Source organism: Pseudomonas sp. PDM25 (assembly GCF_019219045.1).
GTDB lineage: Bacteria > Pseudomonadota > Gammaproteobacteria > Pseudomonadales > Pseudomonadaceae > Aquipseudomonas.
In genome coordinates this window covers 292557-306388 of record NZ_JAHUWL010000004.1, presented here as the reverse complement: position 1 = coordinate 306388, position 13832 = coordinate 292557, and the positions used below count along the sequence as shown (strand labels likewise).

Annotated in this window: 13 protein-coding genes; 2 read left to right on the top strand and 11 right to left on the bottom strand. The window is 58.7% G+C overall.

Annotated features, from left to right (window positions below; all coding sequences use genetic code 11):
* Positions 1–68 precede the first annotated feature (68 nt).
* From KW848_RS09560 to KW848_RS09540, 5 genes are all read right to left on the bottom strand, one after another.
* Entirely contained in the window at positions 69–1166 is a 1098-nt protein-coding gene (locus KW848_RS09560; protein ID WP_218536654.1) for a polyamine ABC transporter substrate-binding protein, read from the bottom strand.
* Positions 1167–1354: 188 nt separating this feature from the next.
* Positions 1355–2467 (bottom strand): polyamine ABC transporter substrate-binding protein, encoded by a 1113-nt coding sequence (locus tag KW848_RS09555; protein ID WP_192409044.1) that lies wholly within the window; start codon positions 2465–2467, stop codon positions 1355–1357.
* A gap of 168 nt (positions 2468–2635) precedes the next feature.
* Complete coding sequence (locus KW848_RS09550; protein ID WP_192409042.1) at positions 2636–4000, bottom strand: aspartate aminotransferase family protein; 1365 nt, start codon at positions 3998–4000, stop codon at positions 2636–2638.
* 57 nt (positions 4001–4057) lie between these two features.
* Positions 4058–5416, bottom strand: coding sequence for a glutamine synthetase family protein (locus KW848_RS09545; RefSeq protein ID WP_056738830.1), 1359 nt, complete (start codon positions 5414–5416; stop codon positions 4058–4060).
* A gap of 37 nt (positions 5417–5453) precedes the next feature.
* Entirely contained in the window at positions 5454–6230 is a 777-nt protein-coding gene (locus KW848_RS09540; protein WP_192409040.1) for a gamma-glutamyl-gamma-aminobutyrate hydrolase family protein, read from the bottom strand.
* Positions 6231–6508: 278 nt separating this feature from the next.
* Here KW848_RS09540 and KW848_RS09535 point away from each other — a divergent pair, with 278 nt between their 5' ends.
* Together KW848_RS09535 and KW848_RS09530 are read left to right on the top strand one after the other, a co-directional pair.
* Positions 6509–7885 (top strand): glutamine synthetase family protein, encoded by a 1377-nt coding sequence (locus KW848_RS09535; protein WP_008150449.1) that lies wholly within the window; start codon positions 6509–6511, stop codon positions 7883–7885.
* A 277-nt stretch (positions 7886–8162) separates the two neighbouring features.
* Positions 8163–8801: a TetR/AcrR family transcriptional regulator gene (locus tag KW848_RS09530; protein WP_218536653.1), complete on the top strand. Its 639-nt coding sequence runs from the start codon at positions 8163–8165 to the stop codon at positions 8799–8801.
* A gap of 184 nt (positions 8802–8985) precedes the next feature.
* On the opposite strand, the gene KW848_RS09525 is transcribed toward KW848_RS09530, so the two are convergent.
* From KW848_RS09525 to ssuE, 6 genes are all read right to left on the bottom strand, one after another.
* Positions 8986–9201, bottom strand: a complete 216-nt coding sequence (locus KW848_RS09525) for a molybdopterin-binding protein (RefSeq protein ID WP_003229256.1) — start codon at positions 9199–9201, stop codon at positions 8986–8988.
* A 33-nt stretch (positions 9202–9234) separates the two neighbouring features.
* The gene (ssuB, locus tag KW848_RS09520) at positions 9235–10041 is read right to left on the bottom strand and encodes an aliphatic sulfonates ABC transporter ATP-binding protein (RefSeq protein ID WP_218536652.1); all 807 of its coding nucleotides are present in this window, start codon (positions 10039–10041) and stop codon (positions 9235–9237) included.
* The gene (ssuC, locus tag KW848_RS09515) at positions 10038–10820 is read right to left on the bottom strand and encodes an aliphatic sulfonate ABC transporter permease SsuC (RefSeq protein WP_192409035.1); all 783 of its coding nucleotides are present in this window, start codon (positions 10818–10820) and stop codon (positions 10038–10040) included. The genes ssuB and ssuC overlap by 4 nt, the downstream gene beginning before the upstream one ends.
* An 8-nt stretch (positions 10821–10828) precedes the next feature.
* Positions 10829–11977 (bottom strand): FMNH2-dependent alkanesulfonate monooxygenase, encoded by a 1149-nt coding sequence (ssuD, locus tag KW848_RS09510; protein WP_192409033.1) that lies wholly within the window; start codon positions 11975–11977, stop codon positions 10829–10831.
* A gap of 25 nt (positions 11978–12002) precedes the next feature.
* On the bottom strand, positions 12003–12968 hold the full coding sequence (locus KW848_RS09505; protein WP_218536651.1) for a sulfonate ABC transporter substrate-binding protein: 966 nt from the start codon (positions 12966–12968) through the stop codon (positions 12003–12005).
* 89 nt (positions 12969–13057) lie between these two features.
* On the bottom strand, positions 13058–13651 hold the full coding sequence (ssuE, locus tag KW848_RS09500) for an NADPH-dependent FMN reductase (RefSeq protein WP_218536650.1): 594 nt from the start codon (positions 13649–13651) through the stop codon (positions 13058–13060).
* Between the last annotated feature and the right edge of the window lie 181 nt (positions 13652–13832).

The window sequence follows — 13832 nt, the reverse complement described above, 5'->3', positions numbered from 1 at the left end:
AAACTCCCAGAAAAAAAGAGTGCAGTTCGCTCAAGGTGAGCCAACCTTGGATAATTTGAGCCTTGCAGCTATTTACCCGACTTGACCTTGGTCCAGCTGCGGGTCATCAAACGTTGAATGTTTGGTGGTAACTCGATAGACACGTAGGTCTTGTCGAGGACGGCTTGCGGTGGATAAACCGACTCGTCAGTACGGATGGACTGTTCCATCAATTTGTCCGAGCCGGGGTTGGGGTTCGCATAGCCAACAGAATCGCTGACCTGTGCGATCACCTCGGGTTTCAACAAGTAATTGATGAAGGTGTGGGCTTCCTTGACGTTGGCCGCGTCCTTGGGGATCGCCAGCATGTCGAACCAGAGCGCGCCGCCCTCTTTGGGAATGGTGTAAGCGATGTTCATGCCTTTGCCGGCCTCAGTCGCCCGGGCCTTGGCTTGAAACATGTCACCGGAGAAGCCGATCGCGATGCAGATATCGCCGTTGGCAAGGTCCGCGATGTATTTGGACGAGTGGAAATAGGTCACGTAAGGCCGCACCGCCAGCAACTTGGCTTCAGCCTTTTTGTAATCTTCGGGGTTGGTGCTGTTGGCGTTCAGGCCCATGTAGTTGAGGACCGTGGGCATCATTTCATCGGCGGAGTCGAGGAACGCCACGCCACAGCTTTGCAGCTTCTTGATGTTTTCCGGTTCGAACACAGCGCTCCAGGAATCGATCTTGTCGACGCCCAATACCGCCTTGATCTTGTCGACGTTGTAACCAATGCCGTTGGTGCCCCAAAGGTACGGTACGGCGTATTGGTTACCCGGATCGTTTTGCTCCAGGCGCTTGAGCAGCACCGGGTCGAGATTGGCATAGTTGCTCAGCTTCGACTTGTCGAGCTTCTGGAAGGCGCCGGCCTTGATCTGCTTGCCAAGGAAGTGATTGGACGGCACGACCACGTCGTAACCGGTGCGCCCGGCCAGCAACTTGCCTTCCAGGGTTTCGTTAGAGTCGAAAACGTCATAAACCGGTTTGATGCCGGACTCTTTCTGGAAGTCGGCCAGGGTGGTCGAGCCGATGTAGTCGGACCAGTTATAAATATGCACGGTACTCGCGGCCTGGACGCTGACAGCCAGTGTCAGTCCGGCGCCGACCAGCACGGCATTGCGCAACAAAGAAAAAACAGGCACGTGGAGGTCCTCTAAAATTAGTTGGGCCCAAGTTGCCCCGTGCTACATGACAGCGATGGCTGCCTGGCAACAAAACCGGCGCGCAACTTACCCTCGAAAAACCGTTCCAGCAAAACTTTCTGTCATTTAATTACACCGGCTGCCGTCACCGCGCAGGTGACGACAGCAGGTGATTGCCTCAAACCGGCTTACTTACCGGATTTGATCTTGGTCCAACTGCGAGTCAGCAGGCGCTGGGTCGCGGCCGGCAAGTCGGCAATCGCGTACAGCTTGGCCTGCACTTCCGGCGACGGGTAGATGCCCGGGTCGCTGGTGATGTCTTTATCGACCAGTGCGGTGGCGGCCGCGTTACCGTTCGGGAAGCGCACGGCGTTGGTGATTGCAGCCATGACTTCCGGCTTCTGCAGGTAGGTCATGAACTTGTAGGCGCCTTCGACGTTTTCGGCATCTTTAGGGATGGCGACCATGTCGTAGAAGCTGCCCGCACCTTCTTTCGGAATGTTGTAGCTGACTTTCACCTTGTCACCGGCTTCAGCAGCACGGGACTTGGCCTGATAGACGTCACCCGAATAACCGACTGCGACGCAGATGTTGCCGTTGGCCAGGTCGGAGATGTACTTGGACGAGTGGAAGTAAGCGATCGAAGGACGGACTTTCAGCAGCAGCGCTTCAGCCTTGTCGATGTCTTCTTTCTTCTGGCTGTCGGTTGGCAGGCCCAGGTAGTGCAGCGCCGCCGGAATCATCTCGGTTGGCGAATCCAGCAGGCTGATACCGCAAGACTTCAGCTTGGCGGCGTTTTCAGGCTTGAAGATCAGGTCCCAGGAGTTGGTTGGAGCATCGGCACCCAATGCAGCCTTGACCTTCTCGGCGTTGAAGCCGATACCGATCGAACCCCACATGTAAGGGAAGGCGTGTTCGTTGCCCGGGTCGCTCACCGATACCGCTTTGAGCAGTTCAGGGTTCAGGTTCTTCCAGTTAGGCAGCTTGGACTTGTCCAGCTTCTGGTAAACGCCGGCCTTGATCTGCTTGGCCAGGAAGTTGTTCGACGGTACGACGATGTCGTAACCGGACTTGCCTGCCAGCAACTTGGCTTCCAGAGTTTCGTTGCTGTCAAAAACGTCGTACACCACCTTGATCCCGGACTCTTTTTCAAAGTTCGCGATGGTGTCCGGTGCAATATAGTCGGACCAGTTATAGACGTGCAGGACCTTGTCGTCCGCCTGCACCGCGCCCGCCATCATGCCCATCAGGGACATGGCAAGGAGAGTCTTGCCAGCAAACTTCTTTCCTAATGCCTTCATTCGTAATGCTCCAAATTTTTCTTTTTTGAACCACTTTGTTCAGCGGCCGAACCCGGACAACTGGAACCGCGACTAGTCTGGCAAGATCCGAGGCGGTCTTTCAAGGAAAGCCCGCCCTTCAAGACTGCTCTGAGCGAAAGTTTCATATGTCCGCTCAGAGCCTAGCACTTAGCCCTGCAACGCACTCAGGGTCAGGTCCAGACACTTGCGTGCCTTGGTCACCAACTCATCGATTTCAGCCGGTGTAATCACCAGTGGCGGAGCGATGATCATGGTGTCGCCGACGGCGCGCATGATCAGGCCGTTTTCGAAGCAGAACGTGCGGCAAATCATGCCGGCGCCCTTGCCTTCGTAACGCTTGCGAGTGGCTTTGTCCTTCACCAGCTCGATCGCCCCCAGCAGACCTACCCCACGCACTTCCCCCACCAACGGGTGATCGCTCAGTTCCCGTAGACGCTTTTGCAAATAGGGTGCCGTTTCTGCATGAACGCGCTCGATAATTTTTTCTTCGCGCAGGATGCGGATGTTTTCCAGTGCCACCGCAGCAGCCACCGGGTGTCCGGAATAGGTGAAACCGTGGTTGAAATCACCACCTTCGTTGAGCACCGCCACCACTTCATCGCGCACGATCAGGCCACCCATAGGGATATAGCCGGACGTCAGGCCTTTGGCGATGGTCATCATGTCGGGTTTGAGGTCGTAGAAATCGCTACCGAACCACTCACCGGTACGGCCGAAACCACAGATCACTTCGTCAGCCACGAACAGGATGTCGTACTTGGCGAGGATTTCCTTGATGCGCGGCCAGTAGGTGGCAGGCGGAATGATCACGCCGCCGGCACCCTGGATCGGCTCGGCAATAAAGGCACCGACGTTGTCCACGCCGACTTCCAGAATCTTCTCTTCCAGCTGATTGGCCGCCCAGATACCGAACTCTTCCGGTGTCATCTCGCCGCCTTCAGCGAACCAGTACGGCTGCGCGATGTGGACGATGCCAGGGATCGGCAAGTCGCCTTGTTCGTGCATGTACGTCATGCCACCCAGGCTCGCGCCGGCCACGGTGGAACCGTGATAGCCGTTTTTGCGGCTGATGATGACTTTCTTCTTCGGCTGGCCCTTGATCGCCCAGTAGTGGCGAACCATACGCAGCATGGTGTCGTTGCCTTCAGAACCGGAACCGGTGAAGAACACGTGGTTCATGCCTTGTGGCGCGATGTCGGAGATGGCCTTGGCCAGTTCCAGCACCGGCGGGTGAGCCGTCTGGAAGAACAGGTTGTAGTAAGGCAGTTCGCGCATTTGTTTGCTGGCGGCATCGGCCAGTTCATCGCGACCGTAGCCGATGGCTACGCACCACAGACCGGCCATGCCGTCGAGGATCTTGTTGCCTTCGCTGTCCCAGAGGTAAACGCCCTTGGCGTTGGTGATGATCCGCGGGCCTTTCTCTTTCAGCTGCTTGAAATCGCTGAACGGGGCCAGGTGGTGATCGTTGCTCAGGGTTTGCCATTCACGGGTTTGCGGGTTGTTGCTGGTCATGCGAATTCTCCTAAGATTTCAGTGAGAGCGCCGCCAACATCAGCGGCGCCCGGCGCATCAGACGGCGAAGAGCAGGAATTCCCGCTCCCACGAACTGATCACGCGCTTGAAGTTTTCATGCTCGGCCCGCTTGACCGCGACGTAGCCAGTGATGAATTTCTTGCCCAGGTATTTCTCGATAGTCGCGCTGTGTTCCATGCGTTCCAGCGCGTCTTCGATGGTCAGCGGCAGGCGCAGGTTGCGGCGTTCATAGCCACGGCCCACCACCGGCGCACTCGGGTTCAAGCCTTCGACCATGCCGATGTAACCGCAGAGCAGGCTCGCGGCAATCGCCAGGTACGGGTTGGCGTCGGCGCCCGGCAGGCGGTTTTCCACCCGACGGTTTTGCGGCCCGGCATCCGGAACCCGCAGGCCCACGGTACGGTTCTCTTCGCCCCACTCCACGTTCACCGGTGCCGAGGTGTCCGGCAAGAAGCGGCGGAACGAGTTGACGTTCGGCGCGAACAGCGGCAACAGCTCAGGGATCAGTTTCTGCAAACCACCGATGTGGTTCAGGAACAGCTGGCTCATGGTCCCGTCTTCATTGGAGAAGACGTTCTTGCCGGTCTCGATGTCGATGATGCTCTGGTGCAAGTGCATCGCGCTGCCCGGCTCGCCGGTCATGGGCTTGGCCATGAAGGTGGCTGCCACGTCGTGCTTGAGCGCGGCTTCGCGCATGGTGCGCTTGAACACCAGGATCTGGTCGGCCAGGGACAGGGCATCGCCGTGACGGAAGTTGATTTCCATCTGCGCCGTGCCGTCCTCGTGGATCAGCGTGTCGAGGTCCAGTTCCTGCAATTCGCACCAGTCGTAGACGTCTTCGAACAGTGGATCGAATTCGTTCGCCGCTTCAATCGAGAAGGACTGGCGACCGGTTTCCGGGCGACCGGAACGGCCAATCGGCGGTTGCAGCGGGAAGTCCGGGTCTTCGCAGCGCTTGGTCAGGTAAAACTCCATTTCTGGCGCCACGATCGGCTGCCAGCCCTTGTCGGAATAGAGTTTCAGCACCTTTTTGAGCACGTTGCGCGGCGACAGCTCGATCGGGTTGCCTTGCTTGTCGTAGGTGTCGTGGATCACCTGAGCGGTAGGCTCGATGGCCCAGGGCACAAGGAATACCGCGTTCTGGTCGGGGCGGCAGATCATGTCGATGTCGGCCGGGTCGAGCAGTTCGTAATAGATGTCGTCTTCGACATAGTCGCCGGTCACGGTCTGCAACAGAACGCTCTCGGGCAGGCGCATGCCTTTTTCGGCAATGAACTTGTTGGTCGGCGAAATCTTGCCCCGGGTGATCCCGGTCAAATCGGCGATCATGCATTCGACTTCTGTGATCTTGTGGTCTTTCAACCAATCGGTGAGCTGGTCGAGGTTGTTACTCATAAATGCCTCTTAGGCTGAGTTTCCTGACTCTAATAAGTCAGGCGTTGTTTGACGCATCGGCGTCGCGTTGTAATGCGTGCTTACGACAGGCATCGCCAAATGCCTGGAAGATCGCAAGGTAATCCGGGTTAGAGCTTACCTGCCATTCGGGATGCCATTGCACTCCCAAAGCAAAACCCTTGCCCTGCGGGACCGAGACCGCCTCAATCAACCCGTCAGGCGCCAAGGCTTCGACGCAAAGGCCCGGCGCCAGACGTTCAACGCCCTGACCATGAATCGAATTGACCTGTATCTCGCTCGCCAGGCCCAGACCTGCGAGCACACCACCCGGTTGAATGTGCACAGGGTGACTTGGCGCATACTGCCCTTCAAGCGGTAGGCTATCGTCTTCACGGTGATCCATGAATGGACCGGCTTCGTGGACTTTTTGATGCAGGCTGCCGCCGAACGCCACATTCATTTCCTGGAAGCCGCGGCAAATACCGAGCACGGGAATACCGGCCTCGACGGCGGCGCGGATCAACGGGAGGGTGGTGGCATCACGTGCAGAATCATGAGCAGTGCCCGGCGCGCTGGCTGGGCCGCTATAGTGAAACGGTTCTATATTGGAAGGAGAGCCTGTAAAGAGGATGCCATCCAGACCGTCCAGAATATCGGACGGTGCCAGCAAATCGGCCAGGGACGGAAGAATCACCGGCAGCCCCTTGGCCGCTGAGGCCACAGCGCGGACGTACTTGTCGCCACTGATGTGATAAGCATGCAGACCGATCTGCTTAGAGCAGGCGGTGACGCCGATTAACGGCAGGCGAGCCATGAAGCACCCCGGTATTATTGGTGTTATGGGTTTGAATCGAGCTTAGCCTTGTTCATTTTTTTACACAACACCCCCGTAAAAAATACAACACGGCCCGCTCCAGCCCGCAGGCGCTAAAGCGCTCAAAGGCATAAAAACGCCCCAAAGTGCCTCAAAAAAGCCCAATGGGTGCTTTTTTAGGGCAAAAAAGGCCTCGCTTGACTTCGGCATGCCGTTCGGGTTGACTGGAATCCGAAGAGATCAATGATTGATATTTTTAACAACAAAGGTGTTGCATCATGTCGGTACCCCCGCGTGCCGTTCAGCTTAACGAAGCGAACGCGTTCCTTAAGGAACATCCTGAGGTTCTGTACGTTGACCTTCTGATTGCGGATATGAATGGTGTGGTGCGCGGCAAGCGCATTGAACGCACCAGCCTCCACAAGGTTTACGAGAAAGGCATCAACCTGCCGGCCTCTCTATTTGCTCTGGATATCAATGGCTCGACGGTGGAAAGCACCGGCCTGGGCCTGGACATCGGCGATGCTGACCGAATCTGCTATCCAATCCCTGACACCCTGTGCAACGAGCCTTGGCAGAAGCGCCCTACCGCGCAACTGTTAATGACCATGCACGAACTTGAAGGTGAACCTTTCTTCGCGGATCCCCGTGAAGTTTTGCGTCAAGTTGTTGCCAAGTTCGACGAGATGGGTCTGACCATCTGCGCCGCGTTCGAACTGGAGTTCTACCTGATCGACCAGGAGAACGTGAACGGTCGCCCACAACCGCCTCGCTCGCCAATCTCCGGCAAGCGCCCGCATTCGACCCAGGTTTACCTGATCGACGACCTCGACGAATACGTCGACTGCCTCCAGGACATTCTGGAAGGTGCGAAAGAGCAAGGCATCCCTGCCGACGCGATCGTCAAGGAAAGTGCCCCGGCGCAGTTCGAAGTGAACCTGCACCACGTTGCCGACCCGATCAAGGCCTGCGACTACGCGGTCCTGCTAAAACGCCTGATCAAAAACATCGCCTACGACCATGAAATGGACACCACGTTCATGGCCAAGCCTTACCCGGGCCAGGCGGGCAACGGTCTGCATGTCCACATCTCGATTCTTGATAAAGACGGCAAAAACATTTTTGCCAGTGAGGATCCCGAGCAGAACGCCGCACTGCGTCACGCGATCGGCGGTGTGCTCGAGACCCTACCGGCGCAGATGGCTTTCCTCTGCCCGAACGTCAACTCCTACCGTCGTTTCGGCGCACAGTTCTACGTGCCGAACGCACCGTGCTGGGGTCTGGACAACCGTACTGTTGCGGTGCGTGTGCCGACCGGTTCCGCCGACGCGGTCCGTCTGGAACACCGCGTTGCCGGCGCCGATGCCAACCCGTACCTGCTGATGGCTTCGGTCCTGGCAGGCGTGCACCACGGCCTGACCAACAAGATCGAGCCGGGCGCACCCGTGGAAGGCAACTCCTACGAGCAGAACGAGCAAAGCCTGCCGAACAACCTGCGCGATGCATTGCGCGAGCTGGACGACAGCGAAGTCATGGCCAAGTACATCGACCCGAAATACATCGATATCTTCGTCGCGTGCAAAGAGAGCGAGCTGGAGGAGTTCGAACACTCCATCTCCGACCTCGAGTACAACTGGTACCTGCATACCGTGTAAGTGGTTGCAGTAAAAACAACGCCGCCGGCTTCACAGCCTGCGGCGTTTTTTTATGGCCCAACACTGACTTTGTGGCGAGGGGATTTAGCGAACGTCGCACCGCCCCGTTCGGCTGCGAAGCAGTCGCAAAACCTCTGTACGCGATACGCCTGACACACCGCAGCAGCAGGCTTTGGGGCCGCTTCGCGACCCAACGGGGATAAATCCCCTCACCACAGGGGATATGGAACATCTGCCCGCTCTGCGTACAATGCCCGCTGCCCCGCAGGAGACTTCAATGACGCGCACCGCCACCCTTCGCAAACCCCGCGCTCGCAGCCAGGCCCGGATCGACTCGATACTCGATGCGGCCCGCACGCTGCTGGCTGCCGAGGGCGTGGCCAGCCTGTCGATCTACAGCGTCGCCGAACGCGCGGAGATCCCGCCCTCCTCCGTCTACCACTTCTTTGCCAGCGTCCCGGCGCTGCTCGAAGCCCTGACGGCCGACGTCCATGCGGCGTTCCGTGCCTGCCTGCAAGCGCCCATCGACCACGAAGCCCTCAACGGCTGGCGCGATCTGTCGCGACTGGTGGAACAGCGCATGCTCGACATCTATGACGAAGACGCCGCCGCCCGCCAACTGATCCTTGCCCAGCACGGGCTGACCGAAGTCACTCAGGCTGACCGTCAGCACGACATCGAACTCGGCGACTTGATGCACAAACTCTTCGATCATCACTTCGAGCTGCCGAGACTGCCGACCGACGTTGATGTGTTTGCGTTGGCCATGGAGCTCGGCGACCGCGTCTATGCGCGCTCGGTGCAACAACACGGACAGATCACGCCGCGCATGGCTGAGGAAGGGATGCGGGTGTTCGACGCCTACCTAGGGCTATATTTGCCGCCGTATCTACCGAAGCGCACTCTTTCAGCCTGATTCTTTATTGACCGTGCAGGCCTCTTCGCGAGCAAGCCCGCTCCCACACTGGTCCCGTGAACACTGGAGATCAAATGTGGGAGCGGGCTTGCTCGCGAAGGCCGCACCGCCGATATCACTGACTCACACGCATAAAAAACCCCGAAGGGCTTAAACCGTTCGGGGTTGTTGTTTGCGCACGCGCTTACAACTTGGCGATCGACACCTCGGTGGATTTCACAAACGCGATCACTTCGCTGCCGACCACCAGTTCCAGCTCTTTCACCGAGCGAGTGGTGATCACCGAGGTGACGATGCCGGAAGCGGTCTGTACGTCGATTTCGGACAGCACGTCGCCGAGTACGATTTCCTTGATGGAGCCTTTGAACTGGTTGCGAACGTTGATGGCTTTGATCGTCATGAGGTTGATTCCTGTCGTTGGATAAGGCTTGAGTTATTGAGCCCAGCGCAATTGCGTGGGCAATGGTGAAACAGGTTCCGGTGCCGGCGGTTCGCCGGGCAACGCCAGTACGCGATTGAGGACTTCGGTTTCCAGCGCCGCCAGCCGATGGGAGCCACGAACCCGAGGGCGCGGCAGCTCAACGTGCAGGTCGAGGCCGACTTCGCCCTCTTCAATCAGGATCACCCGATCGGCAATCGCCACCGCTTCACTGACATCGTGGGTGACCAGCAACACGGTGAAACCGTGCTTCTGCCAGAGCCGCTCGATCAGTTGCTGCATTTCAATTCGGGTCAGTGCGTCCAGCGCGCCCAGCGGTTCGTCCAGCAACAGCAAACGCGGTTGGTGGATCAGCGCGCGAGCCAGGGCCACCCGTTGCTTTTGTCCGCCGGACAAGGCGGCCGGCCATTCATTGGCGCGATCCGCCAGGCCCACCGACTCCAACGCGTCCAGCGCTTGCGGACGCCAGTTGCCCTTGAGCCCGAGGCCGACGTTGTCGATGACCTTTTTCCACGGCAGCAAACGCGCTTCCTGGAACATCAATCGAGTGTCTTCCCGCGCCTTACTCAGCGGCGCGGAACCTGCGAGCAATTCACCGCCCGTGGGTTGGTCGAGACCGGCGAGCAAGCGCAGCAAGGTGCTTTTGCCGCAACCGCTACGACCGACCACGGCGACAAACTGACCGGCTGGGATGTGCAGATCGATCTCGCGCAAAACCTGGCGCGAACCAAACGTCTTCTGCAGTTTGCGCACTGCCAGCGGAATCCCGCGCAGCAGGTGTGGAGGTTGTTGAGCCGTCATGCCGCACCTCCTTTAACAACCTGATAGGCCGGGTGCCAGCGCAACCACACGCGTTCAAGTCCACGGGCCGCGAGGTCGGCGAGTTTGCCGAGCACGGCATACAAAAGAATCGCCAGTACCACCACGTCGGTCTGCAAGAACTCCCGGGCATTCATCGCCAGGTAGCCGATGCCGGAGCTGGCGGAAATGGTTTCCGCGACGATCAACGTCAGCCACATGAAGCCCAGTGCGAACCGCACGCCGACCAGAATCGAAGGCAGCGCCCCCGGCAGAATCACCTGACGGAACAGGCTGAAACCGGACAAGCCATAACTGCGGGACATTTCCACCAGCGCCGGATCAACGTTGCGGATGCCGTGATACGTGTTGAGGTAGATCGGGAACAACGTGCCCAACGCTACCAGGAAAATCTTCGCCGACTCATCGATGCCGAACCACAGGATCACCAGAGGAATCAGCGCCAGGTGCGGCACGTTGCGGATCATCTGCATCGAACTGTCGAGCAGGCGCTCCCCCCATTTCGACAAGCCAGTGATGAAGCCCAGGGTCAGACCGATGCTGCCGCCGATGGCAAAGCCCAGCGCTGCGCGCCAGCCGCTGATCGCCAGGTGCGTCCAGATTTCACCGCTGCGCACCAGGCTGACGCCGGCTTCGATGACCGCGATTGGCGCCGGCAGAATCCGCGTCGACAACCAGCCCGCCGACACCGACAACTGCCACACCGCCAGCAGCAACAACGGCAACGCCCAAGGCGCGAGGCTATGGATGATTTTCTTCATGGCGCGCCTCAGCTCTGCGACGCGGCTTTGGGGAGGATGTCATTGGCGACCATCTCACCAAACGGGCTGACGTAACCGGCGCTTTTCGGCAATTCCGGACGCTCGATATCGAGGTGCGGGAACAGCAATTCGGCGACGCGGTACGACTCTTCCAGGTGTGGATAACCGGAGAAGATGAACGTGTCGATGCCCAGATCCGCGTATTCCTTCACGCGAGCGGCCACGGTCGGACCGTCACCCACCAATGCTGTACCAGCACCGCCACGCACCAGGCCGACACCGGCCCACAGGTTGGGGCTGACTTCCAGGTTGTCACGGCTGCCGCCATGCAGCGCGGCCATGCGTTGCTGACCGACCGAGTCGAAGCGCGCCAGAGAAGTCTGGGCACGAGCGATGGTGTCGTCGTCCAGATGAGAGATCAGCCGATCCGCCGCTTGCCAGGCTTCGGCATTGGTTTCACGAACGATCACATGCAAACGAATGCCGAAGCGCACGGTGCGCCCGAGCTTCGCGGCTTTGGCGCGTACTTGTTCGATCTTCTCGGCAACCGCAGCCGGCGGCTCGCCCCAGGTCAAAACCATTTCGACCTGCTCTGCCGCGAGGTCTTGCGCCGCTTCCGAAGAACCGCCGAAGTACAGCGGCGGACGCGGTTGCTGGATCGGCGGATAGAGCAATTTGGCGCCCTTCACGCTGATGTGCTGACCGTCGTAATCGACGGTTTCGCCTTCCAGCACGCGGCGCCAGATACGGGTGAATTCCACCGAGGCTTGATAGCGCTCTTCGTGAGTCAGAAACAAACCGTCACCGGCCAATTCTTCCGGATCACCACCGGTTACCAGATTGAACAACGCACGGCCGCCGGACAGGCGATCCAGCGTCGCAGCCTGACGCGCGGCCACCGTCGGGGAAATGATCCCGGGGCGTAGCGCGACGAGGAATTTCAAACGCTGGGTTACCGGGATCAGCGACGCGGCCACCAGCCACGAATCTTCGCAAGAGCGCCCCGTAGGAATCAGCACCCCGCCGAAGCCCAGACGATCCGCCGCTTGCGCGACTTGTTGCAGATAACCGTGGTCGACGGCGCGAGCGCCTTCGGCGGTGCCAAGGTAATGGCCGTCGCCGTGGGTAGGCAGGAACCAGAAAATATTGAGGCTCATGGAGTGGTCTCCTTAGGGATTCGAATTACTGAGCGTTGGCAACGGCCGCCGGTGGCGTCCAGATCACGTCTTTGATGCTCAGCGGCTTTGGAATCAGCTTGAGCTGGTAGAAGCTGTCGGCGATTTTCTGTTGCGCGGCGACCACTTCAGGCGTGAGGAACAGCGCGCCGTAACCCTGGCGTTTCACCGAGGTCAGGGTGATGTCCGCCGGCAATCCGAGCAGTGGCGAGACTTGTTGGGTCACCTCGATGGGATTGGCCTTTGACCACTCACCGACCGCGCGCACTTCTTCCACCAGGGTCTTGATCACCTCAGGATTTTTCTGCGCATAGGGCTTGGTCGCGAGGTAGAACTGATGGTTGTCGACGATGCCTTGGCCATCACGCAGGGTGCGTGCCTGCAACTGTTGTTCGGCGGCGGCCTGGTACGGGTCCCAGATCACCCAGGCATCGACGCTGCCACGCTCGAACGCAGCGCGGGCGTCGGCCGGCGGCAGGAATACGGTCTGAATGTCGGTGTACTTGAGGCCGGCATCTTCCAGTGCGCGGACCAGCAGGTAGTGAACGTTGGAGCCTTTGTTCAGGACGACTTTCTTGCCCTTGAGGTCCTGCACCGATTTGATCGGCGAGTCTTTCGGCACCAGGATCGCTTCGCTGTGAGGCGCTGGCGGTTCGTAGGCGACATAGAGCAGATCGGCGCCGGCTGCTTGAGCGAACACCGGTGGAGTTTCACCCGTCACGCCGAAGTCGATGGAGCCGACGTTCAGGCCTTCAAGCAGTTGCGGGCCGCCGGGGAATTCAGTCCATTGCACGTCCACGCCTTGGGCGGCGAGGCGCTTTTCCAAAGTGCCTTTGGCTTTGAGCAGCACCAAAGTGCCGTATTTTTGATAGCCGATTCGTAACGTCTCGGCTTGTGCTTGAAAAATAACGCCGAAAGACACAGCCGCAGCAAACAGAGCGACCAGCCCACGACGCAAAATGACAGTGCGCATGGCGCTCTCCTTTTTGCAGTTGGGTTTTGGCTGCACCTGCTTGGCCGTTAGCGGCTGAGTAAGGTGAGTACTTCAAATTGGGGTAAGGCTTAAATGCTCCAGCGAGCACTCAACAAACGTTCATTCAACAGGTTCGGATCGATCGGCTTGGGCCGTCGGGCCATGGCGCTGAAAAACAGCTCCAGCGATTCATTCAGTCTTTCTTCCAGCTCCGGCGCCAACTGCGCCTGGACGCTGCCTTCGCCGTAAGCGATCTGGCTGTCTACGGCGAAAATCCCGTGGAGCATTTCCTGGGCTTTCAACGCCGACAGCACCGGTTTTAGCGCGTAATCCACCGCCAGCATGTGGGCGATGCTGCCGCCGGTGGCCATTGGCAAAACCACTTTGTGGGCCAGGGCGCGTTCGGGCAGCAGGTCCAGCACGGTTTTCAATGCGCCGGAGAACGATGCTTTGTAGACCGGCGTGGCGATCAGCAGGCCATCGGCGTTTTCAATCTGTTGCAGCAGGTCGATCACCTTCGGGCTGTCGAAGCGCGCATGCAGCAAGTCTTCAGCCGGGAAGTCCCGTACCTGGTAACTCACCACTTCCACACCTTGCCTCTGCAACCAGCGTTGGGAGCGCTCCAGCAGTACGCCGGAACGGGAGCGTTGGCTGGGACTGCCACCGAGTGAGACGACCAGCATTCAGAGGATTCCTTGAACGGTGTTGGCGATTCGCGGTTTGCGATCTCGCGTTGATGGAAGTGACCTTAACAGGTGATTGTTATATCCATAAATCATATTTATTCATTTAGTTATTCATTTTAGTTCTATATGAAATGGCTTTTTCCGGGCAAAAAAAGGCCGTGAAAACGGCCTGAAATCC